Genomic DNA, 23271 nt, shown 5'->3' on the forward strand with positions numbered 1-23271 from the left:
CACGCCGACGCCGCCAGGCAACCCTCAACGCCTGCCACGCCCGGCATCCTCACCGCTACCGCAACAAACCCACCGCACCAGCCGCCCCGGCCCACGCCGGCATCAACTACAAAACCAACCAGCTGTCACAAACAGCTTGATTCATTCCGGGCTCCCGGCGATCTCGCGCGTTTCCAGCGAATTAGGTGCGGCGCTTGCGGGGGCTTGGCGCGTATCCTGATGGCATGGCAGGGCCTTGGCTTCGCGCCCGGTTGCGGCGGTTGGCCGCGCCGGCAGCCGCAGCCTTGCTGGTCGCCACAGTTGGCGGCTGCACTCCGGCACCCAAGCCGCCCGACCAGCAGACACCGCCAAGCTGGATATTGGCTGACCTGCTCGATTTCAGCCAGACCATGCGGGAAGAGGGGGCTCCGGCCGTTCTTGTCCAGGCCAGGAACAACGGCGCGGAGTGGACTCACGCGGAGGGAGTCCGGACCCTCGGCGGCGGGCAGCCTGTGCAACTCAACGATCCGATCCACATGGGCGGACTCACGACGTCCATGATCGCTGTCTCCGTGCTGAAGCTCGCGGAGGAAGGCCGGATCGCCCTCGACGGCCAGGTGGACGACTACTTCCCCGAATTCAGCCGCATTCTGAAGCCGCCGGAGCCCATTACCGTGCGCAGACTTCTCAACCAGGAATCGGGCATTCCAGACTATGGTGACGTCCTGTGGACGTCCGGCCCGCTTCGGCAGGTATTCAACGCACCTTTGACCCTGCGGGACCGTTTGGCCCTCGCCGCCCGCCTGCCGTGGAAGTACAAACTCGCCCAGCCCTTCGAGCCTTCCGGCTCGAACTTGGTCGCACTCGCTTTGATCATTGAACAGCTCCGGGGTCGTCCTTTCGCCGAGGTCCTGCGGACAGACATCATCGAACCGCTCGGGCTCACGGAGACCTTCATGACCGCCGAAGGGCGTCCGAAAGACGAACTGCTGCACGGCTACATCACTGTTGAGGACAAACAGTTCGACGTCGCCTATCCCAGGGTCTATATCGATGCTCCTGGCGGCATGGTTTCCACCGTCCGGGATGCCAATACCTATTACTCGGCGCTGCTTCAGGGAAAACTGCTGAAGCAGTCCACCCTTTCGCAGATGAAGGAAGCGGTTTACTCCAACTTCAAACTCGGCCTGGCACGCTGGAACGACACCTGCACCAACGACTTCTACTACGGCAACATCGGTGACGTGCAGGGCTACGGGATGGTCTCGATGACCAGCGCCGACGGAAAGCGGCAGGTCACCGTGGCGATGACCTATCCGCCGTCGCCGTTCGTGGCCTTCCTCCACCCGCTGGTGCCCGAGATGGTTGATCTGGCTGAGCAACTGCTGAACCAGTGGTGTTGACCCCGCCAAGCCAAGAGCACCCCTTGCGTCGCGAACAGCCGCGCGGAAGCATGAAGGCATGCTGACGATCGGTACGACTGTCCTCGGGGTCAATGACGTCGCCCGCGCCACAGCCTTCTGGTGTGATGCCCTGGGCTATGTGCCGCGGGACGACGGCGACGAAACCTGGGTGGTGCTGGTCCCGCGGACAGGCGAGGGAGCCCGCCTTGCCCTCATGATCAGCGAGACGCCCGTGCAACCGCACCCGCGTATGCACCTGGATCTCTACGCCGACGACCAGGCGGGGGAGGTGGAGCGGCTCGTGGAACTCGGCGCCTCGCAGGTGGACTGGGACCTGTACCCGGAGGACCCCGACTTCATCGTCCTGGAAGACCCGGACGGAAACCGCTTCTGCGTCGTGGACGCCGGAGCCTGAGGCCCGATAGCTTCGCACGTCAAGCAACGGCTGGCGGGAGAAGCTGTCTCCCGCCAGCCGCTTTCCGGCCCTCGCTGCTGAAGGCCGGGTAACCGTTGCCCTCTAGGGCTGGAGGACCACCTTGATGCAGCCGTCCTCTTTCTTCTGGAACTTTTCATAAAGCGCCGGCGCCTCGGCCAGCCCCGCGCGGTGGGTGACCAGATCCGTGACACCCAGCGGATCGGCGTCGTCCTCCACCAGCGGAAGCAGCTCATCCGTCCAGCGGCGGACGTTGCACTGGCCCATCCGGAGCTGGATCTGCTTGTCGAACATGGTCAGCAGCGGCATGGGGCTGGCAGTTCCGCCGTAGACGCCGCTCAGGGAGAGCGTCCCGCCCCGGCGGACCGAATCAATGGCCGTGTGCAGGACCGCGAGGCGGTCCACGCCGGCGGTTTCCATGGCCTTTTGTGCCACTTTGTCCGGCAGGAGCGCGAGCGCGTGGTGGGCGAACGCGGCGACTGGCGAGCCGTGGGCTTCCATGCCGACCGCGTCCACAATCCCATCGGGTCCGCGGCCGCCGGTCATTTCCCGCAGTTCATCAGCCACGCCCTTGGAATAGTCCAGGACCTCGACGCCGTGCCGCGCCGCCATCTCGCGCCGCTCCGGGACGGGGTCCACTCCGACCACCCTCAGTCCCAGGTGCGTGCCGATCCGCGAGGCGAACTGCCCCACGGGTCCGAGCCCGAACACCGCGAGGGTGCCGCCGTCCTGGACGTCCGCATACTTCACACCCTGCCAGGCCGTGGGAAGGATGTCAGAAAGGAACAGGTAGCGGTCATCCGGGAGTTCCTGGCCCACCTTAACCGGGCCATAGTCGGCGTACGGTACGCGCAGGAACTCGGCCTGGCCGCCCGGGACCGACCCATAGAGTTCGGAAAAGCCAAACAGTGCGGCCCCGGAACGCTTCTCCCTGACTTGGGTGGTCTCACACTGCGACTGGAGCCCCTGGCTGCACATGTAGCAGTGCCCGCAGGAGATGTTGAACGGAATCACCACCCGGTCGCCCTTGGCGAGGTTAGTGACGGCGCTCCCCACCTCCTCCACGATTCCCATGGGCTCGTGGCCCAGCACGTCCCCCTTGTGCATATAGGGTCCCAGTACCTCATAGAGGTGGAGGTCCGAGCCGCAGATCGCGGTGGACGTGATCCTGATGATGGCGTCCGTAGGCTCCTGGATCACGGGGTCCGGAACTTCTTCCACACTCACTGAGCGCTTGCCTTGCCAGGTCAGTGCCTTCATGGCGTTCCTTCCTTAAGCTGAAGATGGGCTTTTTCGACCGTATCGCCGATCCGTCGCGATGGGAAGATCAGTATGCTTATCAACTTCCGGCCCGGCCCTGTTGTAAAAGTAAGCCAGCTTGCTTTTTCGCTTGTTTCGGCCAGCGAAGGCTCCTAGCGTAGGAACTGTCGCTGCCCCCCAAGGAAAGGCATCATCATGACGCTGTACCAGCCCGAACCCGTGGAGATTTCGACCCGGATACGTCCGGGCGAATGGACGGAGGCCAGCCTTGAGGAGCTGGTCACCACCTACCGGGCAAAGATTCTGGCCATGGGGGCGGCTGTTGCGGAGGTGGTCACCGAAGTGGTCAGGAACGACGACGGTTCAGTTGCGGTTTCGGTGGCGTGGAACAGGGGCGACTACGCTGACGAACCGGGGGCCGGCGACCCTGCGGCCACCGAGTCCACAACCGGCCCGGCCACCTTGTAGGTCCGGTAGCCCGCGCGCAGGCTGGCTCGTTAACCGGCGAGGAGCCTCCCGATCGCACTGTCACTGAGGTGGTCCAGCAGTTCCCGGGGACCCGAGTACACGTCGACGGCGCCCGCCTCTCGCAACTCGGCCTCACTGGTCCCGCCGGAGGTCAGGCCGATGGTGGGCATGCCAAGCCTGGCCGCCGCATAGACGTCCCAGACGGCGTCCCCGACGTAGACGGCGTTGTCCGCCTCCAGCCCTACGGCGCGCAGTGCGGCGATGAGGATGTCCGGCTCGGGCTTGCTCTCCTCGGCATCGTTGGCGCTCGTTGCCGCATGAATGAAGGCATCGGCGGACAGGCTGGAGCGGAGGGCCTTGAGGTCCTGATCCTTGGCCGAGGACGCCAGCGCCACAGCCAGGCCGCTCTCGCAGCACTGGGCGAGGAGTTCCCGGGCTCCATCGAAGGGGCGCAGGGACGGCCAGTAAGTGCCGAAAATCCCGGAGTGGGCCGAAAGAATTGCTTCGTCCCCGGCCTTGTCACGCCCTTCCGGCAGCAGGTGGTCCACCAGCCGGGCACCGCCCATCCCCACGCAACGGTGGATCTGCGCCATGGGCACGTCGAAGTCCGACTGGCGGAACGCCTGCCACCAGGCGAGCGTGTGTATGTAGGCAGAGTCGATCAGGGTCCCGTCAACATCAAACAGGACTGCTTTGCGGCGCGGGCCGGCGGCGCTGCCGGCCGGCGTCCCGGGACCAAATATTCCAGCCATTCCACCGCTCCTTCTCCATAATTCACCAAGTCATTAGTAAGTATACTTATTGACGTCCGGCTGGCTGAGCGAAGCGGGGAATGGACGGCACCTATGAAGCCGTTCCCGCCCTCGATGGCAGGGGCTTATCACTTCGCCGCGTCCGTTGCTGATGAAGTTCCAAGGCGCTCGTCACGAGGGCGAAGTGGCTGAATGCCTGCGGCGTGTTTCCCAGGTGCCGCGCACTCTGGACACCCCACTCCTCGCTCAGGAGACCGACGTCGTTCCGCAGCGCAAGGAGGCGCTCAAACAGTTCGGTGGCCTGCCGGCGCCTGCCGGCGCCGAGCAGCGCCTCCACCATCCAGAAGGAGCAGGCAAGAAAGACACCCTCCTCCCCCGGCAGGCCGTCGTCGCTGTCCTGGGGCCGGTACCTCAGCACAAATCCGTCCTCGGTCAGCTCCCGCTGGATGGCGTCGATGGTGCCTATGACGCGGGGATCATCCGGCGGCAGGAACCCTACGCGCGGGATGAGCAGCAGGCTGGCATCCAGTTCCGGGCGGCCGTAGGACTGGGTGAAGGTGTTCCGCTCCGGGTCGTACCCGTGGGCCATGACATCGTCGCGGATGGTCTCCCGCAGCTCCTCCCAGCGGTCGGCAGGCCCGGGGAGCCCGGAGTCCCGGACGCCCTTGACCATCCTGTCCGCCGCAACCCAGGCCATCACCTTCGAGTGCGTGAAATGGCGCTTGGGCCCTCGCATTTCCCACAGCCCGTTGTCCGGCTGGTCCCACGCGCCTTCCAGATACTCCATGAGCGCCACCTGCACGTCCCAGGCCTCGTCCGTGTGCTTGAGCAGCGAGTTCCGGGTGAGTGAGAGACAGTCCAGCACTTCGCCCCAGACGTCCAACTGCAGCTGGCCCGCTGCACCGTTGCCCACTCTCACCGGCGACGAGTTCTCGTAGCCGGCCAGCCACGGGAGCTCCATTTCAGGCAGCCGGCGTTCCCCGTGGATCCCGTACATGATCTGCAGGTCCGCCGGATCCCCGGCCACAGCGCGCAGCAGCCAGTCCCGCCAGGCGGCGGCCTCTGCGGTGTAACCCGCAGCCAGCAGTGCCTGCAGCGTCAGGGTGGCATCGCGGAGCCAGCAAAACCGGTAATCCCAGTTCCGCGGACCCCCCAGCTGTTCCGGCAGTGACGTGGTCACAGCAGCCACGATGCCCCCGGTCGGCGCGTAGGTGAGGGCCTTGAGGGTAATCAGCGAACGCTCCACCGCATCCTTGTAGGGACCTGTCACCTTGCACTGCCCGGCCCATTCGCGCCAGAACTTTTCGGTCGATTCCAGTACTTTCTCTGCGTCCACCGATCGCGGCCTGTGGACATGGCTGGGCGCCCAGGTCAGCACGAAGGGCACCCGCTCGCCGGCTTTCACGGTGAAGTCGCTGACGGTGTGCATGTGTTCGCCCCGAAGCGGCGCGGTGGTCACCAGGTAGGCCGAATCAGGCCCGGCGATAGCGTGCAGGCCGTGGCTGTCCCGCCGGACCCAGGGCATGATGTGGCCGTAGTCGAAGCGCAGGGCAAGCTCGCCCTTCATCCTGACATGGCCGTGGAGCCCCACCACGATCCTGACGATGTCCGCCACCTCGTCGCGCGGAGGCATGAAGTCGATAACCCGGACGGCGCCATCCTCTGTTTCCCATTCGGTTTCCAGGATCAGTGTGTGGCGGCGGTAGCGCCGCCGGGTGCATTCCCCTGCGCCTGCCGGAGCGATCCGCCAGCGTCCGGACTCGGGGGTATCCAGCAGCGCATTGAAGCACGCCGGCGAATCGAAGCGCGGCAGGCAAAGCCAGTCGATGGAACCTTCAGTGCTGACCAGCGCCGCGGTGTGCAGATCGCCCACAACCGCATAATCCTCGATGCGTACCATGCCCTTACAGTGCCACAGCTGACACGTCCGCACGAGGGCACGCCGGGTGTAGCCTGAGGTTAGCTGAAGCAGCACCCCCGGAACCTGACCTTCGAACCTTTCGTGACGGCCCCGCCGAACGACAGAGCAGAACTGGAGCCTTCTTTGGACAGTCGCCTGAACGAGACCGATGTGGTGGGCTACGTCCAGGATCTCCTGCTGGACACCCAGGACGTCGGAAATTTCCTGAACGAGCTGGCCCGTTACTCCTCCGAGCAACTGTCAGGACCGCGCGGCCATGTGCACTGCGGAATTACGCTTCTGCGGAACCGCACAGCGGGCACTGTGGCCAGCAGCAGTGAGCGGGCCCAGGCGGTCGACGAGATCCAGTACCAGTTCGGCGACGGACCCTGCCTTCGCTCGTGCCGGGAAGGCGTCCTGGTCCATGTTCCGGATTTCAAGCTGGATACGGAATTCCCTGAATACAACGAGACCATCCTCCGGAACGGCATGCGCTCCGTTCTGGCGGTGCCGTTTGACCTGCCCGGAGATAATGCCCGCGCCGGCCTCAACCTCTACTCCGATAAGCCGAACGCTTTCGATGCCGCCGCGATCGAGCACGCAGTCACCTACGTCCGCCAGGCATCGAAGGGACTCCAGCTCTCCATCCTGCTGGCAAAGCACAGCGACACCGCCTCGAACCTGAAGGCGGCGATGGAGTCGCGGACCATCATCGACACCGCGGTGGGCATCATCATCGCGCAGAACCGCTGCAGCCAGGAGGAGGCCATCAAGCTGATTAAGTCGGCCTCCAGCAACCGCAACTTGAAACTCCGCGATGTGGCCGCCGCGATCGTGGAGTCCGCCGGCGGCGGAAGCCTGACCACGCACTTCGATTGATTACCTCCGACCAGCCTCAGCGGATAGTCTCCTGACATGCTGAAACTGCCATTTAGCTCTACCCTGCCCCCTGTTTCCTGCGTGGCTTCGGTGCCGGCCACATCGGCTACGGCGTCGACGGAATAGACGAATGACAGTGCACATCGGCACCTCGGGCTGGAGCTATGACCACTGGGAAAACGTGCTTTACCCGCCGGGACTTCCCGCCCGTGACAGGCTGCAGCACTACGTGGCGTGCTTCGGCACCGTGGAACTGAACGCCAGCTTCTACCGCTGGCCGAGGGACACGTCCTTCGCCAGCTGGCGGCGGCGGCTGCCTGACGGGTTCGCGTTGTCCGTCAAGGCCCCGCGCGGCCTGACCCACGGCAAGAAGCTCTACAGCCCGGAGGTCTGGATCGAGCGGATTGCCCGATCCTGGCACGAGCTCGGTGAGAAGCGCGCCGTGCTGCTGGTCCAGCTGCCGCCCGGCCTGGCGCGTGACGACGCCCGGCTGGACTACTTTCTGGGCGCCCTGCCGGACTGGATCCGGGTGTCCGTGGAGTTCCGGCATCCGAGCTGGGACCACCCGGATGTCTACGCCCTGCTGGAGCGGCACAACGCGGCCTACTGCGTCATGAGCGGAGCCAATCTGCCATGCATCTTGAGGGCCACCGCACCCTTCGTCTATGTCAGGCTGCACGGGCCGGACCACCAGCACCTGTACGGCGGCTCGTACTCGGAGGAGGAGTTGCGCTGGTGGGCGGAGAGGATCCGGGAGTGGCGCGGCGCGGGCAAGGACGTTTACGCCTATTTCAACAACGACGGCGGCGGCAACGCGGTGCGGAACGCTGACACTCTGCGGTGGCTGCTGAGGGACGGTTAACGGCGTTAGGGCGGCGCGCGCCGTGCCGGCGGCAGGTAACAGAGCCCGGTAACCGGCCCGGCGGCCCCGGCCTGTGGCAGAGTGAAGGAATGGACACGGCGTCACAGGAAAGTTCTTTGTCAGGCACACACGTCTTCCGCCTGGCCCACCGGCTCTCGGCCGCAATCAACACCGCGCGGCTAAAACTCGCCCGCCGGTGGAAGTTCGAACCCAAAACCATCGCCTATCAGGGATACGGTTCCACGGACTGGGTGCGGGTGCTCGGCCGGGTGGTGCTGGCCAGCAAGCCCGTGCCCGGAAGCCGGGCCGAGCACGCCGCCAGGAACGGAACGCAGAACGTCCGGGGCTGGCGCGCCTTCACCAGCGTTCCCATTCCGGGCTCGGAGGTGGAAATTGAAGTGGGCGGCACTGTCACGAAGGTCAGAGCCGACAGGGGCGGACTCATCGACATTGATGTCAAGGTTTCCCTCTCCCCCGGCTGGCACACGGCCGTGTTGCGGTCCGAGGGCACTGAGCCCGCCGACGCCAGTATTTTCGTCATTGGTCCGGAGACGAAGTTCGGCATCGTCTCCGACATCGATGACACCGTCATGGTCACGGCGCTGCCCAGGCCGTTCCTTGCCCTGTGGAACACGTTCGTTCTAAGCGAGCGGGCCCGGATGGCAACGCCGGGAATGGCTGTGTTGCTGGACCGGCTGACGGTAGAGCATCCTGACGCCCCCGTCATCTACCTGTCCACGGGCCCCTGGAACGCGGCACCCACCCTTGCCCGGTTCCTCACGCGCAACATGTACCCCTCCGGCGCGCTGGTACTCACGGACTGGGGACTCACCCAGGACCGCTGGTTCCGCAGCGGACAGGACCATAAGCGCCAAAACCTGGAGCGCCTGGCGGCCGAATTCCCGCACATGCGGTGGCTGCTCATCGGCGACAACGGCCAGCACGATGAGCAGATCTATTCAGCGTTCACCCACGACCATGCCGACAAAGTGGCCGCGATCGCCATCCGGCAGCTGTCTGTCAGCGAATCAGTCTTCGCGGGCGGTCATTCGGAAGACGGAGACCACAGCGCCTCCTCGGTGACGTGGATCTACTCGCCCGACGGCGCGGGCATTGCCCGCCAGCTCAGGGACCTTGAACTGATCTGAGCTGAGTTGATCCGGACCGCCCCTGTACCTGGCGGTCACAGCCCCAGCGGCTGCGCACCGCCGTCGGACCTTCCGGGCTCCGCACCCGCCGCCAGCTCCGGCTCCGAGGAGGCGGCGGCGGCGACGGCGGCCCCCGCCGACGCTACGAGGTTCCGCTCTTCGAGGAGCTCCTGGAGCCAGAAGTAGGATGCCTTGGGCGTCCGCTCCATCGTCTCGAAGTCCACGTGCACCAGCCCGAATGGCTGGTTGTAGCCGCCCGACCACTCGAAATTGTCCATCAGGGACCACACGTAGTAGCCGCGAAGATCGACGGACTCGGCCTCGCCGCCGGGCGCCGTAGCGCGGAGCGCGGTGCCAATGTGGTCCGACAGGTACCGAAGACGGCGCTCGTCCGGGATGAAGCTGCGGTTGGCGGCTTTGTCCGTGACGATGATGTCCTCGAAGCTCGCTCCGCCTTCGGTGATGATGACTGGCGGGAGGTTCGGGTACCGCTCGGCCATTTCCTTGAGTGCCACGGTCAAGTACTCCGGTTTGACCGGCCATCCGTAGGCGGTGGTCTCGGTGTCCGGCCAGGGCTCAATGTGCAGCGGTCCGCCTGGGGTGGCGGCGCTGAGATCGTCCCCCATGGCCTCGGCCATGGCCGCGGGCACCGGGCTGTCGCCCGCTCCTGCCGCCACCCGCGTGGGCATGTAGTAGTTGAGCCCGTAGAAATCCATCGGCTGCGAAATGATGTCCATGTCCTCGTCCGGATGCTCGAACGACGAGAAGAACTTCCCGATGCGGACGAGGTCGGGGTATTTTCCGGTGAGGACCGGGTCCGCGTACAGGCGGTTCTGGGCCACATCCATGGCCCCTGCGCTCAGCCAGTCCAGCGGGTTGCCGGAATTCGGCACCATCGGCGAGTACACGTTGGTCATGCCGATTTCCCCGGCCACGTTGGCGGCCCGCAACGCCTGGAGCGCGAGCCCATGCCCCAACAGCTGGTGATGGACGCTGGGCAGCCCGTTCGCAAAATCCGCCAGGCCCGGCGAGTGCAGACCCAGAGCATAGCCGTTAGTGGTCACCGTGGCGGGCTCATTGATTGTCACCCAACGGGCTACGCGGTCCCCGTAGGCTGCCCCCGCGATGGCCGCGAACTCGCCCAGCCGGTAGGCGGTATCCCTGTTGAGCCATCCGCCGGCCTCGTCCAGCGGCAGCGGCGTGTCCCAGTGATAGAGCGTCATCATCGGGGAGATCCCGTTGGCCAGGAGCTCGTCCAGCAGGCGGTCGTAGAAATCCAGGCCGGCACGGTTCACCGGCCCGCTGCCGCCGGGCTGGATCCGGGGCCATGAGATCGAGAACCGGTACGAATCGATGCCCAGTTCCCTCATCAGCGCCACATCCTGCGGCATGCGGTGGTAATGGTCGCAGGCCAATGCGGGGTGGTGGCCGTCCACTATGTTGCCTGCCTTTGCCGCGAAGACGTCCCAGCCCGCCGGTCCGCGGCCATCCTCATCAAGGGCGCCCTCGATCTGGAACGCGGCTGTGGCTACCCCCAGGGTGAAACCCGGCGGGATCATGGCGGCCAACTCTTTGGCGGAAGTGTGCATGGCAGGGGACCTTTATGTTGTTGTCTCGAAGGGGCAGAAGGACAGTTTGCCTCAAACTACGCCGTCACAATAGCAGCCCGCCTGCCTTGATCACCGAAATCACGTTCCCTGCCGGGTCCTTGAACCAAGCAATCTCCGGACCCTCGCCTCGGGCGATGCCCTTTTCGTCGGTGGGCAGATCGGGGTCGTCGTAGATCTTGGTCCGGACACCGGCGGCGTTGAGCTCGTCTACCGCTGCATCGACGTCGTCCACCACCAGGTTCAGCACCGTGAAGGTGGCGGCCTCGTGGTTGTCCTTGGGATAGACAAAGACCTTGTGCCCCTCGGGCATCGTGAGCTCCAGGGTGCCCATTCCGCCGTCGGCAACGGTCAGGCCGAGTTTCGCTCCGTAGAACTCCTTGGCCTGCGCCACGTCATTGACGCTGAAGCTGGAAAACGAACCCTTTGGCGTAAACATGGTCTTCTCCTTTGACGGCACCGGGACTTGCGGTACCTCCCAGAATGGCACACGCCGCAGTGCCTGACGAGAACCACCAGGCCGTGCTGGAAGGCCGGCAGAAGGTCACTCCCCGACTTCCGGAGCGGCACTGATAGGGTCTGCCCATGGATGAAAAACTGGGGAAGTTCATCGATGATTTTGCACAGCTGGTGCAGCTTGCGCAGTCCGGCCAGCACCGGGTGCGGGCCGGGACACAACTGCTGACCACACTCACGGAACATTTGGCGGTTCCCGCGGAAACGCTGTCTGTGGTGGTGGAGGAGATCCCCCCGCACCGGTTCGTAGATGCTGACATCCTGATGGCAGAACTTGCCGCCGAGGACGGGGACTTCCGGCTGGTGGGCATCGGCGGCGGGGACCAGCGGCACCACCAGTCCTTGAGCGACATGCTGCAACAGTCCCAGTTCTTCCCGCAGTTCCCGCTCTCGCAGCCGGATTACGCGAACCTCGCGGTTGGACCCGACGAGCAGCGGCAGGCCGTTGCCCTTGGCCTGTGGCTGTTCAGCTATGCGGGCAGTCCGGTGGCCGTCCTGCAGCGGGACGCCAACCCGCGGTACGGGCGGCAGACGGCCTCCCTCGAAGTCGTGGCAGGTGACACCGGGAGCGCCGCCGCGTTCCTGGCCGAGTTCCGCCGCCGGATGCAGTTCCGCAGCGTGCTGAAGGGCCAGATCATTTCACTGATCATGGGCGAGTACGGTCCGAGCGCCGCGGGCGTCACCTTCCACGCCAGACCTGCCCTGGCAGCCTCCGAGGTCATATTGCCTGAGGGATTGTTGCAGAAGGTGTCCGACCACGCACTTGGCATCGCCGAACACCGGGCGTCACTCAGCGAATACGGGCAGCACCTGAAGCGGGGCATCCTCCTGTACGGCAAGCCAGGAACGGGCAAGACCCATACTGTGCGGTATCTGCTGAGCCAGAGTGAGGGGTCCACGGCCATCCTGCTGTCCGGCGGATCGCTGGCCAGAATCTCCGAAGCCGCAGCCATGGCCCGGGCGCTGCAGCCTTCCATCGTAGTTCTTGAAGACTGCGACCTGATCGCCGAAGACCGAAGCTTCGGCCACGGACCGCAGCCGCTGCTGTTCGAGGTGTTGGATGCCATGGACGGACTGGACAACGATGCCGACGTGGCGTTTGTCCTCACCACCAACCGCGTGGACATGCTGGAACGTGCCTTGGCTCAGCGTCCCGGCCGGGTGGATCTGGCCGTTGAAATTCCGCTCCCGGCCCTGGAAGAGCGCGTCGACCTCGTGAACCTGTACGCCCGGGGGATTCCGTTCAGTCCCGGCGCCATCCAGGATGCGGCGGCCAGCACCGAAGGGACCACCGCCTCCTTTGCCCGGGAGCTGGTCCGCCGGGCTGTGGTGGCGGCCGCAATCGAGGGGGTTCCTGTAGCTGACGGTCACCTCGGGACGGCGGTGGACGGGCTGATGGCCGACGGCCAGGCCCTCACCCGGAGCCTCCTGGGCAGCGGCCCGGTCGACGCCGACGGCTTCGGCGCGCCCGGCTTCGGCGGATTCAGCAGCGGGCCGGGGCCCACCTAATGCATCACCGAGGGCGGGCCGAAGAGAAAATCCTTGGCATGGGCCACGGCTTTCTTGAAGGCGTCATTCCTCAAGGCCACGAGGTGTTCGGAGCCGTCCAGCCCGGGCTCCAGGTAGCCTGTGAAACCGGGACGAAGCACCCAGATATCCCCCGCCGGAGGCAGGTAGAAGACTCCGAACGAGCGGTGCTGGCGGTCATCGTCCGTCCAGATGGGCACTACGGCCACGGCAGCACCGGTGGCGGGATGGATCCACTGCGCGCGTGGAAGAGGCTCCTCATGGGCCTCCGGGTCCAGGAAGGGTGCAGTTCCTTTTCCCCAGCGCTCCTCAAACCGCTCATAAAAGGCAGGAATCAGGTGGGAGTCGTATCGGCGCCAGTCGCTCATCGTCTTCGTTCTCCTCGGGGGTCGATGCGGATAGGGGCCCAGGGTCCGCTTTCCCATCGGACAGGCGTTGCCCGCAGCGGCGGGTCCTCGTGGCGAATCAGGCGGACGGGAATGTCCTGTGGCCGGTCCGGTGTCTTGTCCCGTGCCGGCCGGCCGCTATGGGCCGCTGCAGCCGTGTTTGCTTCGCAAATAGCTTCGCGGTCATAGGCCTGGCGGCGCTTTGGATCTCGCAAGACCTCGAAGGCCTGCATAATCAGTTGCAGTTCAGCGGGCGCGCCAGCGGGGTTGTCCAAATCCGGGTGGTGCGTTCGCATGAGTGACCTGAAGGCGCGCAAGATATCGCGCTGGGTCGCTGTGCGGGGCACGTGCAAGACGGCGTAGTGATCGGCGAAGTTGCTGGCCATTGTCTGTCCTGCTCAGGGTCGGTTCGCGAGACATCCTTCGGCGGCCGCTGCTGCAAGTGGCTCGGGGGCGGTCTCGGGCCTCAACCCGGAGGACCGCCCCGTCAGCAGCAACACCATCGGGACCGGACAGCCGGTCCCGCCTGGGGACTAGGTTTCGATCTGGTGCAGCTCACCCTTGCTTTCAATTTCAATCCTGCGGGGCTTTGCCTGCTCCGCAACCGGAATTCGGAGCGTCAGCACACCGGCGTCGTAATGGGCCTTGATGTTTTCCGTGTCCAGGGTGTCTCCGAGGATCAACTGGCGGCTGAAAACTCCGCGAGGCCGCTCGGCAACCACCAGCTCCACGTTGGGCTGGGTGGGGTCCAGGCGTTCCGCCCTGACAGTAAGTACATTCCGCTCCACATTCAGGTCGACCTTGTCCGGCAAGACGCCGGGAAGATCAAAGGCGACAACAAACTCTCCATCTTCCTGCCACGCGTCCATAGGCATGGCCGCGGGGCGTGCAGCCGTTCCGAAGACCTGCTGGGTAAGCCGGTCCAGCTCACGGAACGGGTCGGTACGGATGAGCATCATTTCCCACTCCTTCAGCATCTGGATGATTCATGTCGACCCGCCACTATCTATGGTGGTGGATACAGATTTTTTATAGCACCGGTGGCAAACTGGTGCAAGAGGCAAACCGAAGAAACGTCAACCAAGGGATAGCACCATGACAGGTCAGGCCGGCGACCGAAGGCTCTACGCCATTTCAGTCGTGGCGGGCCTGCTCGGCACCGGCCAACAAAACATCCGGCTGTACGAGCGCCGCGGATTACTGACGCCCGAGCGAACTTCCGGCGGGACCCGACAGTACAGCGAATCGGACCTGGCGGTCCTGCGCCGCATCGGGGAGCTTCTGGATGAAGGTCTCAACCTGGCAGGTGTGGCAAGAGTGCTGGAACTCGAGGTCGATAACGCCAGGCTCCGCCGGGAGTTGCAACGCGCACGCTCCCGCAACACGCGTCAACCTGAGGGCGCCTGAGCATACCTTCGGCACCCAGCCTGCGGCGGCGGAGGGCCTCTCGCTCAGATCTGTCCGCCGGCAAGCAGGAAGGACTCTTCCAGCAACTCGGCGAGTTCGCCGCCGTCGAGCTTTGCCAGCCGCACGAGGACCAACTGTGGCGACCGCTCGTGGTGCGGCGTCCAGAAATAAGTTTCGGGTTGTGTTCCGACGAGCGCCTCGCGCTCTGAAGTCTTGACCGTCAGCACGCCCTCGTCCCAGATCCGGGCCATGAGGGTTTTGGCGAACCATGCAGGCCGGTTCCAGCTGGAGCGTTCAGTGACTCCCGGGAGCGAGAGGCAGGTCCGGCGGACGTCAGCTTCAGTTGCCATGGCCCCGGGCTATTCCGAGGGGGAATCGGCTTTGGACAGCTCCCCAGTGACGGATTCCCCCGGTATCCGGGCGGTCCGCCACGTGTCCACCGCGATCACGGCCCCCATCACCACGAGTGACAGGGATATGGAGGCGACGGCGTCACTCACCCAGTGGTAGCCCAGGTACAGCCTGCTGACCGATGCCAGAATCACGCCAATAATGGCCACGACGAACCCCACAACGGCGGTCTTGGGATTCTTGCGCCGGGAGAAGACCAGGAACGTGCCGACCAGGAGGAAATCCGAGGCACCCAGCACATGGCCGGACGGAAAGGAGAAGGTGTGGTCTGCACCAAAAAGCATGAGATCCACCGGGGGCCGGTCACGCCCCACGGCATGGCCGATGAGCTGTGCGAGCCCGACTCCGGTGAGCATGGCGGCCGCCAGAAGGATGGGCCGCCAGGCATGCTTGGCCAGGATCCCCCAGGCGACGGTGACCACCAGGACAATGATCGGCAGCCCCACGGGCCCAAAGATGACCGCCAGAATGATCATGACAACAGTCAGTACATCCGAGCGGGTGGTCAGCAGCCATCTCCGGGCAGCTTCATCCGAACTCGCCATGCCGTTGTGCTGGAGAACCCCGGCGAGCGTCACGAAGAAAATCGCTGCGCCCACCACAGCGAGGACAACCGCAACGACATAGAGCCCTTTCCGTGCACCGGCGTCCATGTAGCGTTCTTCGACCACGAATTTGTCGTGGAACACCCGCCACCATCCCGCCTTGCCCGCCGATTCTTCTGCCACGTGGAAGCCTGCCTGTGCGTCGATCGATTGAAATGGTTTCTGTGATGAAGATTATCCCGTTTCCCGCTCCCGGGGTGCGGGCGCCAGGGGTGGGCTGCCCCTTACCAGGCAAAGCGGCCCCTGTTACCGTGAATTACCCAGCCCCCACGAGGTTCCAGGAGACGACATGAGCACTGAAGAAACCGGCACCGGCCAGGCCGATCAGACCACCGGGTCGCAGAATCAATCCTGGGGCGAGGCTCCCGGCTCCGGGAACGGCGCCGGCCTCGGAACAGGCGAAGCCAACACCTTCGAGCCGGAAGAAGGAACCGATGCCCGGGACGGTTCGGCCGCCGGAGAGCCCACCGTGGCCACGGCCGAGGACACTCCGGACGTGGACGACACCCCGGTGGACACGACCGAGCCAAGTTGACCGCAACTTCGTGTCATCCCATCGAGGGGTGAGATCTCGGCGCCCAGGTTCGCCCAAAACGCCGAGATCCCACCCCTCGTTTGCTTCCGGCTGCTGTCCGGGAGCTCTGTCGCGGAAGACACGCCCGGTGGATAATGGACACACACTGGAGTGGCGACGCAGCTACGGAGGATGCCATGAAGATCATCGGAACGCTAGTGATCCTCTGGCTCATCATCGGAGCCTTCGCCGCATTCCAACGCGGCTATTTCAGCGGTTCCCCGGACTCATGTGCTGAGGCGGGCACTGTGGCCGTGACCATCGCGGCCGGGCCGCTGAATTACATGGGCGCCAACCCCAAGATCGCCTGCGAGGTCCCGCAGCCTTCGAAGTAGCCCGCCGGCCCGTCAGCGTTCACGGGGGATTCACGCGCGCGTCCGCACGTGTCAAAACAGGGTGGCTACGTTCGGTCCATGGACATTTCGCGCAGAACGCTCATCACCACCGGCCTGGGTGCCGGCCTCGTCATCGCGCTCCCCGGCACCGCCGTCGCGGACCAGCGGAATTCCGAAGCAGGCCTCCGCGCCGACCCCTTCACCTTGGGCGTGGCCTCCGGCGACCCGTGGCCTGACGGTTTCGTTATCTGGACGCGCCTCGCCCTCAGCCCACTGGCCGAGGACGGGATGGGCGGCATGCCGTCGCACAATGTCGCTGTGGCCTGGGAAGTGGCCGAGGACCCTGCCATGCGGAAAGTCATCCGACGCGGTGTGGAGAGCGCTGCGCCGGCGAGTGCCCACTCCGTGCACGCCGAGCTGCGCGGCCTGAAGCCGGGCCGTGAATACTTCTACCGGTTCCGGACCGGACGCCATGTCAGCCCTGTCGGCCGGACCCTGACGAGTCCTGCGTGGAACGAGACTCCGGCAGCCCTGGCCATGTCCTTTGCCAGCTGCGCCCAGTACGAGCACGGCTTTTTCACCGCCTACCGGCGACTTGCCGACGATCAGCCGGACCTGGTCCTTCACCTCGGTGACTACCAGTACGAATACAAGAAAGGCTCCTATGTGGTGGGCGGCGGCAACGTCCGCGACCACGAGGGCCCCGAGACGGTGACGCTGGAGAACTACCGCCAGCGCCACGCGCAGTACAAGGCCGACGCCGACCTCCAGGCGGCGCACGCGGCCGCCCCTTGGCTGGTGGTGTGGGATGACCACGAGGTGGACAACAACTGGGCCGACGAGGTCCCGGAGAACACCGATCCAGCCCAGCTCAACGACACTGCGGCCAACTTCCGCAAACGACGGGCAGCGGCCTTTCAGGCGTACTACGAAAACATGCCCATGCGTGCGCCGGCCGTCCCCGCAGGCGCTGACATGAAGATCTACCGAACGGTGCAGTGGGGACAGCTGGCCAACTTCCACATGATGGATACGCGCCAATACCGGGATGACCAGCTGGCGGGTGACGGCTGGCGAGCGAATGTCCAGGAGCGCCTCGACGAGGACCGCAGCATCACCGGCCAGGATCAGGAGCAGTGGCTGCTGGACGGCTTCCGGAAGTCCCGGGCGCGCTGGGATGTCCTGGGCCAGCAGGTGTTCTTCGCAGAGCGCGACCGCAACAAAGCGCCGGAAATCGACGACGTGTCCATGGACGGGTGGGACGGTTATGCTGCCTCCCGCCGCCGCATCACACAGGGCTGGGTGGACGCGAAGGTGCGCAACGCCGTCGTGCTTACCGGTGACGTCCACCGCCACTGGGCCAACGACGTCAAGGTGAACTACCAGGACCCGGACGCGCCCGTGGTGGGGTCGGAGCTGGTGTGCACGTCGATCACGTCCACCGGCAACGGAACAGGCTCTGTCTCGGATCCGACCATGGCCTGGAACCAGCATCTGAAGTTTTACAACGACCAGCGCGGTTACGTCCGGACCACCATCACGAAGGACTCCATGAAGGCCGATTTCCGTGTGCTCGATTACGTGAGCGTGCCCGGCTCCCCGGTCAGAACCAGGGCGTCCTTCCGGATCGACGACGGCGTGCCGGGACTGCAGCCCCGCGGCTAGACCAAACGGGTGCAGGGCGGAACGCACCCTGCACCCGTGCAACCTTGCCGGCCCCGGCTCCTCGGGCGGCGGGGGAGCCCGCGCCCACGCGATTATATGTGATTTGACCCACACGAATGAGTGAGATATTCTCAACATTGTTAGCGCTCACAAGAGCGCGGCGACAGCTTCATAAAATTGCTAGGTTCGCAGCACCTGACCGAACTTACAACAAAAAGCCTTCTGGTGCGTGGCCGCAGGACCGCGCACCAGCTGACCGGACCCAACTGCCGGTCCCGTCGGAGGGCGCAGATGCCTTCCGACTCAGCACTAATTCGCGGCACGAGTCAGCCGCGGAAGGAGAACAACGTGCGTATCAAGAAACTCCTGGGCGCCTTCGCCGTCGTCCTGGCCGTCACGGTCGGTGCGACGGGCTGCGGCAGCCGGCCCGGAACCGCCGCTCCCGCCGCCAGCACTGATGCGGCGGGGTCCCTGGTGGGCATTTCGATGCCGACCCAGACCTCGGAGCGGTGGATCAATGACGGCAAGAATGTCAGCGATTCCCTGGCCAAGCTCGGTTACAAGACTGACCTTCAGTACGCAAACGACGACATCCCGACGCAGGTTTCGCAGATTGAGAACATGCTGACCAAGGGTGCTAAGTCGCTGATCATCGCTGCCATTGACGGCACCACGCTGACCGATGTCCTGGCCAAGGCCAAGGAACAGAACGTCAAGGTCATCGCCTATGACCGGCTGATCAACGGCTCGCCGAACGTGGACTACTACACCACCTTCGACAACTACGAGGTCGGTGTCCAGCAGGCCACGTCGCTGCTCACGGGCCTGGGCCTGGTGGATGCTTCCGGCAAGAAGGTGGCCGGCAAGGGTCCGTTCAACGTGGAGCTGTTCGCCGGCAGCCCGGATGACAACAACGCCAACTTCTTCTGGACCGGCGCGATGGACACCCTGAAGCCGTTCCTGGATGCCGGTACCCTCAAGGTGCCCAGCGGCCAGACCAAGTTCGAGCAGGCCGCGATCCTGCGCTGGCAGGCTGCGACGGCCCAGAAGCGCATGGAGGACATCCTCACGGCCGCGTACGGTTCGGGCAAGAAGCTCGACGGCGTGCTGTCGCCCTATGACGGCCTGTCGATCGGCATCATCTCGGCACTGACCAGCACTGGCGGCTACTCCAAGGGCGCCCTGCCGGTCGTGACCGGCCAGGACGCGGAGAAGGGCTCGGTCAAGTCCATCGTCGCCGGGGAGCAGTACTCCACGATTTTCAAGGACACCCGCAAGCTCGGTGAACAGGCCGTGAAGATGGTCGACGCCGTCCTCAAGGGCCAGGAAGCCGAAACCAACGACACCAAGACCTACAACAACAAGGTCAAGGTGGTCCCGGCCTACCTGCTCAAGTCCGTGATTGTCACCAAGGACAACTACAAGCAGGAACTTATCGACTCCGGTTACTACACGGACGCTGACATCAAGTAGCCACCGTGCCGGGTGCGGCCTGACTTTGGCCAGGCCGCACCCGAACGGGGCCCCGCATCCGCAGGAGTCCGGCTCTCGAACAGTCAGCAGGAATTGACCATGAACGTACCCATTCTTCAAATGCGGGGAATCACCAAGACCTTCCCCGGCGTGAAAGCCCTCCAGGACGTCACCCTGAACGTGAACCGCGGCGAGGTCCACGCGATCTGCGGTGAAAACGGGGCCGGCAAATCGACCCTCATGAAGGTGCTCTCCGGCGTCTATCCGCACAACACCTTCGACGGCGACATCCTCTTCGAAAACGAGCCGTGCGACTTTTCCACCATCAGCGACAGCGAAAAGCGCGGGATCGTCATCATCCACCAGGAACTGGCCCTCAGCCCGTACCTGTCCATTGCCGAGAACATCTTCCTCGGAAACGAAATCGCCTCCCGGGGGTGGGTGGACTGGCGCCAGACCAACCTGGAAGCGGCGAAGCTCCTGGCCCGCGTCGGGCTCAGCGAAAACCCCGTGACCCCGATCCAGCACATCAGCGTCGGAAAGCAGCAGCTCGTGGAGATCGCCAAGGCGCTGTCCAAGGAAGTGAAGCTGCTGATCCTGGACGAGCCCACGGCGGCGCTGAACGACGAGGACTCGGGGCACCTGCTGGACCTCATCCTGCATCTGAAGGGCCAGGGCGTCACCAGCATCATCATCAGCCACAAGCTCAACGAGATCCGCAAGGTCGCCGACGCCGTCAGCATCATCCGCGACGGCAAGACGATCGAGACTCTGCGCCTGGACCAGGGACAGATCACCCAAGAACGGATCATCCGAGGCATGGTGGGCCGCGACCTGGAAAGCCTCTACCCGGAGCGCACGCCGACGATCGGCGAGGAAGTCCTCCGGATCGAGGACTGGACGGTCCAGCACCCGCAGGACCACAGCCGCACCGTGGTCCACAACGCCAGCCTGAACGTCCGCAAGGGTGAAGTCGTCGGCCTGGCCGGGCTCATGGGCGCCGGACGGACTGAACTGGCCATGAGCGTTTTCGGGCGTACCTATGGCCGGGCCACCTCCGGCCGGGTATTCAAGTATGGCGAGGAGATCAACACCTCCACCGTGTCTGACGCAATCCGGCACGGCATCGCCTATGCCACGGAGGACCGCAAGCACTACGGCCTGAACCTCATCGAGGACATCAAGCGCAACATCTCGATGGCGGCGCTGGGCAAGCTCGCCAAGAAGGGCTGGGTGGACAGGAACGAAGAGACCGTCGTTGCCAACCGGTACCGGAAGAGCATGAACATCAAGGCGCCCTCGGTGGCTGCCATCACCGGAAAACTCTCCGGCGGCAACCAGCAGAAAGTCGTGCTGAGCAAATGGATGTTCTCCGACCCCGATGTGCTGATCCTCGATGAGCCGACACGGGGCATCGATGTGGGCGCCAAGTTCGAGATCTATTCGATCATCGCCGGACTCGCCGCCGAAGGGAAAGCCGTCATCGTGATCTCCTCCGAACTCCCCGAACTCCTGGGCATCTGCGACAGGATCTACACGCTGTCCGCCGGGCACATCACGGGCGAAGTCCCGATTGCCGAAGCATCCCAGGAAACACTCATGCACTACATGACCCAAGAGAAGGAATAACGACCATGTCCGCCCTCCGAGAATCCATGGGCTTCCTGGCAAGCCGCCTCCGCCAGGTCGGCATCTTCGTCGCCCTGATCCTGATCGTCCTGCTGTTCCAGGTCCTGACCAACGGCATCCTGCTCGAGCCGCAAAACGTCACCAACCTCGTGGTCCAGAACAGCTACATCCTGATTCTGGCCATCGGCATGGTGATGGTCATCATCGCGGGCCACATCGACCTCTCCGTCGGCTCCATCGCGGGCTTCATCGGCGCCGTCGCCGGCGTGATGATCGTCCACTGGGGCTGGGCCTGGTGGGCCGCGATCCCGGCCTGCCTGCTCGTCGGCGCCCTTGTGGGGGCCTGGCAGGGATACTGGATCGCCTACGTGGGCATACCGGCCTTCATCGTCACCCTGGCCGGCATGCTCATCTTCCGCGGCCTGACCCTGATCACGCTCAAGAACCAGCAGATCACCCCGTTCCCGGCCGAGCTCCGCGCCTTGGGCGGAGGCTTCCTCCCGGACATCTCAGGCGGCACCTCAGTACTGGAGTGGCTGACAGTCATCCTCGGTGTCGGAGCCACAGCCGCTCTGCTGATTCAGTCCATCAAGGAGCGCCGCGTCCGCCGGAAGTTCAACCTCGAAAACGAACCCATGGCCTGGTTCGCCATCAAGACAGTCTTCATCGCGCTCCTGATGCTCACCATCACGTTCCTGCTCGCGAGCTACCGCGGCACCCCGATCGTGCTGATCGTCCTGGCCGTCCTCGTCATCGTCTATTCCGCGCTCATGAGCAACAGCATCTTCGGCCGCCACACCTACGCCATCGGCGGCAACCTCCACGCCGCCGAGCTCTCGGGCATCAAGACCAAGGCCGTCACCTTCCGGCTCTTCGTGAACATGGGAGTGCTCGCCGCCCTGGCGGGCCTCGTATTCACGGCTCGGCTGAACTCCGCCCAGCCGGCCGGCGGCACCGGCTTCGAACTGGACTCCATCGCTGCGGCCTTCATCGGCGGGGCCGCCGTCCAGGGCGGAATCGGCACCGTGGCCGGAGCAATGGTCGGCGGCCTCATCATGGGCGTGCTTAACAACGGCATGTCCATCCTGGGCCTGGGCACCGACTACCAGCAACTGATCAAGGGCCTGGTGCTGCTGCTTGCCGTCGGCTTCGACATCTTCAACAAGAACCGCAGCGCCGGCGGCGGATCCACCCTCGGCAAGCGTTTCAAATGGAAGACAACCCCGCCCGCCGGTGTCGAGGAGACCAAGCCAGCGGGCAAGACACCAGTCTCTGTGGCTGCCGTGGCTCACCCGGCAAGCGCTGCTGAGAAGCCCTGAACCCCACGGCACCGTCGGATGGCGTGCTGCCGGGACGGACAGGAAGGAAACCATGGCCGAGGCAGACAACGACTGGACCCTGCTGGTGGGCCGCACGGTCGAACTGCGGCGCGGCGGCCAGCACGTCCGCACCGCCGAGGTGGAAGACGTCACGTGGGATTCCTCGGTCATGTGGCTGCGTTTTGACGGCAACCACGGCCGGCAGCTGATCAGCAAGGCCGATGGCTACGAGGTCCGGCCGATTGCCTGACCTCGTTGCCTGACACTACTGCTTGACATCATTGCCTGAGCCGCAGGCGGCACGCCGCCTGCGGCTCAGGTCGTCACCAGTGGTGCCTCACCAGTCATGGACGGTGCCGTCGACCAGGCGGTTGTAGGGCAGGTAGGCCTGCTGGTACGGGTAGGTGGCCGCGGCTTCCTCGTTGAATTCGACGCCGATGCCGGGCTTGTCGCCCGGGTGCAGGTACCCGTCGGTGAACGTCATGGACTGCTCGAACACGGTGTTGGTGGCGTCCGAGTGCTGCATGTACTCCTGGATGCCGTAGTTGTGGATGGCAAGGCCCACGTGCAGCTGCGCGGCGAAGCCGACCGGGGAGATGTCGGTGGGGCCGTGGAAGCCGGACTTGATCTGGTACTGCGCGGCGAAGTCCATGACTTTCTTCAAAGGCGAGATCCCGCCAAAGTGCGTGGAGGCCGCCCGGACGTAGTCGATCAGCTGTTCCTTGATGATGGA

General features: G+C 64.7%; 26 protein-coding genes. 15 read left to right on the forward strand and 11 right to left on the reverse strand.

The window, feature by feature from the left end:
- Positions 1–224 precede the first annotated feature (224 nt).
- Both AC1DD3_RS21185 and AC1DD3_RS21190 read left to right on the forward strand, forming a co-directional pair.
- Positions 225–1382, forward strand: a complete 1158-nt coding sequence (locus tag AC1DD3_RS21185; RefSeq protein ID WP_476882466.1) for a serine hydrolase domain-containing protein — start codon at positions 225–227, stop codon at positions 1380–1382.
- Between the two features lie 58 nt (positions 1383–1440).
- Entirely contained in the window at positions 1441–1797 is a 357-nt protein-coding gene (locus AC1DD3_RS21190; RefSeq protein ID WP_230120903.1) for a VOC family protein, read from the forward strand.
- Positions 1798–1899: 102 nt separating this feature from the next.
- On the opposite strand, the gene AC1DD3_RS21195 is transcribed toward AC1DD3_RS21190, so the two are convergent.
- Positions 1900–3075: a zinc-dependent alcohol dehydrogenase gene (locus AC1DD3_RS21195; protein WP_230120905.1), complete on the reverse strand. Its 1176-nt coding sequence runs from the start codon at positions 3073–3075 to the stop codon at positions 1900–1902.
- Between the two features lie 195 nt (positions 3076–3270).
- Here AC1DD3_RS21195 and AC1DD3_RS21200 point away from each other — a divergent pair, with 195 nt between their 5' ends.
- Positions 3271–3543 (forward strand): hypothetical protein, encoded by a 273-nt coding sequence (locus tag AC1DD3_RS21200; RefSeq protein ID WP_230120907.1) that lies wholly within the window; start codon positions 3271–3273, stop codon positions 3541–3543.
- A gap of 29 nt (positions 3544–3572) precedes the next feature.
- On the opposite strand, the gene AC1DD3_RS21205 is transcribed toward AC1DD3_RS21200, so the two are convergent.
- Together AC1DD3_RS21205 and AC1DD3_RS21210 are read right to left on the reverse strand one after the other, a co-directional pair.
- Positions 3573–4295, reverse strand: a complete 723-nt coding sequence (locus AC1DD3_RS21205; protein WP_476882467.1) for an HAD family hydrolase — start codon at positions 4293–4295, stop codon at positions 3573–3575.
- Positions 4296–4386: 91 nt separating this feature from the next.
- A complete protein-coding gene (locus AC1DD3_RS21210) occupies positions 4387–6195 on the reverse strand; it encodes a glycoside hydrolase family 15 protein (protein ID WP_476882468.1) in 1809 nt (602 codons plus the stop codon).
- Positions 6196–6339: 144 nt separating this feature from the next.
- Here AC1DD3_RS21210 and AC1DD3_RS21215 point away from each other — a divergent pair, with 144 nt between their 5' ends.
- The 3 genes from AC1DD3_RS21215 (at position 6340) to AC1DD3_RS21225 (ending at position 9084) form a co-directional block, all read left to right on the forward strand.
- Positions 6340–7074, forward strand: coding sequence for a GAF and ANTAR domain-containing protein (locus AC1DD3_RS21215; RefSeq protein WP_230120912.1), 735 nt, complete (start codon positions 6340–6342; stop codon positions 7072–7074).
- A gap of 130 nt (positions 7075–7204) precedes the next feature.
- Complete coding sequence (locus tag AC1DD3_RS21220; RefSeq protein WP_230120914.1) at positions 7205–7936, forward strand: DUF72 domain-containing protein; 732 nt, start codon at positions 7205–7207, stop codon at positions 7934–7936.
- 89 nt (positions 7937–8025) lie between these two features.
- Positions 8026–9084, forward strand: coding sequence for an App1 family protein (locus AC1DD3_RS21225; protein ID WP_476877320.1), 1059 nt, complete (start codon positions 8026–8028; stop codon positions 9082–9084).
- A 35-nt stretch (positions 9085–9119) separates the two neighbouring features.
- On the opposite strand, the gene AC1DD3_RS21230 is transcribed toward AC1DD3_RS21225, so the two are convergent.
- Both AC1DD3_RS21230 and AC1DD3_RS21235 read right to left on the reverse strand, forming a co-directional pair.
- Entirely contained in the window at positions 9120–10673 is a 1554-nt protein-coding gene (locus tag AC1DD3_RS21230; RefSeq protein WP_230120917.1) for a glycoside hydrolase family 1 protein, read from the reverse strand.
- Between the two features lie 64 nt (positions 10674–10737).
- Positions 10738–11130: a VOC family protein gene (locus AC1DD3_RS21235; RefSeq protein ID WP_230120919.1), complete on the reverse strand. Its 393-nt coding sequence runs from the start codon at positions 11128–11130 to the stop codon at positions 10738–10740.
- 146 nt (positions 11131–11276) lie between these two features.
- Here AC1DD3_RS21235 and AC1DD3_RS21240 point away from each other — a divergent pair, with 146 nt between their 5' ends.
- Positions 11277–12716: an AAA family ATPase gene (locus AC1DD3_RS21240; RefSeq protein ID WP_476882469.1), complete on the forward strand. Its 1440-nt coding sequence runs from the start codon at positions 11277–11279 to the stop codon at positions 12714–12716.
- Here the strand turns inward: AC1DD3_RS21240 and AC1DD3_RS21245 are convergent.
- The 3 genes from AC1DD3_RS21245 to AC1DD3_RS21255 form a co-directional block, all read right to left on the reverse strand.
- Positions 12713–13102 carry a hypothetical protein gene (locus AC1DD3_RS21245; protein WP_476877318.1) on the reverse strand — a complete coding sequence of 130 codons (390 nt, stop codon included), beginning with the start codon at positions 13100–13102 and terminating at the stop codon, positions 12713–12715. The genes AC1DD3_RS21240 and AC1DD3_RS21245 overlap by 4 nt on opposite strands.
- Entirely contained in the window at positions 13099–13506 is a 408-nt protein-coding gene (locus AC1DD3_RS21250) for a DnaJ domain-containing protein (protein ID WP_476882470.1), read from the reverse strand. The genes AC1DD3_RS21245 and AC1DD3_RS21250 overlap by 4 nt, the downstream gene beginning before the upstream one ends.
- Before the next feature lie 147 nt (positions 13507–13653).
- A complete protein-coding gene (locus tag AC1DD3_RS21255; protein ID WP_476877341.1) occupies positions 13654–14076 on the reverse strand; it encodes an Hsp20/alpha crystallin family protein in 423 nt (140 codons plus the stop codon).
- A 139-nt stretch (positions 14077–14215) separates the two neighbouring features.
- Here AC1DD3_RS21255 and AC1DD3_RS21260 point away from each other — a divergent pair, with 139 nt between their 5' ends.
- Positions 14216–14527, forward strand: a complete 312-nt coding sequence (locus AC1DD3_RS21260; protein ID WP_230120931.1) for a MerR family transcriptional regulator — start codon at positions 14216–14218, stop codon at positions 14525–14527.
- A gap of 44 nt (positions 14528–14571) precedes the next feature.
- Here AC1DD3_RS21260 and AC1DD3_RS21265 read toward each other — a convergent pair whose 3' ends face one another.
- Both AC1DD3_RS21265 and AC1DD3_RS21270 read right to left on the reverse strand, forming a co-directional pair.
- Positions 14572–14877 carry an MmcQ/YjbR family DNA-binding protein gene (locus AC1DD3_RS21265; protein WP_230120933.1) on the reverse strand — a complete coding sequence of 102 codons (306 nt, stop codon included), beginning with the start codon at positions 14875–14877 and terminating at the stop codon, positions 14572–14574.
- Between the two features lie 9 nt (positions 14878–14886).
- Positions 14887–15666 (reverse strand): phosphatase PAP2 family protein, encoded by a 780-nt coding sequence (locus AC1DD3_RS21270; protein WP_230120935.1) that lies wholly within the window; start codon positions 15664–15666, stop codon positions 14887–14889.
- 166 nt (positions 15667–15832) lie between these two features.
- Between AC1DD3_RS21270 and AC1DD3_RS21275 the strand changes: the two genes are divergently transcribed.
- From AC1DD3_RS21275 to AC1DD3_RS21305, 7 genes are all read left to right on the forward strand, one after another.
- On the forward strand, positions 15833–16078 hold the full coding sequence (locus tag AC1DD3_RS21275) for a hypothetical protein (protein ID WP_230120937.1): 246 nt from the start codon (positions 15833–15835) through the stop codon (positions 16076–16078).
- A gap of 176 nt (positions 16079–16254) precedes the next feature.
- Positions 16255–16452, forward strand: a complete 198-nt coding sequence (locus AC1DD3_RS21280) for a hypothetical protein (protein ID WP_476877317.1) — start codon at positions 16255–16257, stop codon at positions 16450–16452.
- A gap of 78 nt (positions 16453–16530) precedes the next feature.
- Entirely contained in the window at positions 16531–18117 is a 1587-nt protein-coding gene (locus AC1DD3_RS21285) for an alkaline phosphatase D family protein (protein WP_230120940.1), read from the forward strand.
- Between the two features lie 348 nt (positions 18118–18465).
- Positions 18466–19590: a multiple monosaccharide ABC transporter substrate-binding protein gene (chvE, locus tag AC1DD3_RS21290; RefSeq protein ID WP_354962224.1), complete on the forward strand. Its 1125-nt coding sequence runs from the start codon at positions 18466–18468 to the stop codon at positions 19588–19590.
- Positions 19591–19689: 99 nt separating this feature from the next.
- The gene (gene mmsA, locus AC1DD3_RS21295; RefSeq protein WP_476882471.1) at positions 19690–21219 is read left to right on the forward strand and encodes a multiple monosaccharide ABC transporter ATP-binding protein; all 1530 of its coding nucleotides are present in this window, start codon (positions 19690–19692) and stop codon (positions 21217–21219) included.
- A gap of 5 nt (positions 21220–21224) precedes the next feature.
- Complete coding sequence (gene mmsB / locus AC1DD3_RS21300; protein WP_230120946.1) at positions 21225–22538, forward strand: multiple monosaccharide ABC transporter permease; 1314 nt, start codon at positions 21225–21227, stop codon at positions 22536–22538.
- Positions 22539–22590: 52 nt separating this feature from the next.
- On the forward strand, positions 22591–22788 hold the full coding sequence (locus tag AC1DD3_RS21305; RefSeq protein WP_230120948.1) for a hypothetical protein: 198 nt from the start codon (positions 22591–22593) through the stop codon (positions 22786–22788).
- Positions 22789–22875: 87 nt separating this feature from the next.
- Here AC1DD3_RS21305 and AC1DD3_RS21310 read toward each other — a convergent pair.
- A partial coding sequence (locus tag AC1DD3_RS21310) for an enolase C-terminal domain-like protein (RefSeq protein WP_476881499.1) occupies positions 22876–23271 on the reverse strand: 396 nt, incomplete at its 5' end.

The organism is Arthrobacter sp. 05T444, assembly GCF_056395905.1.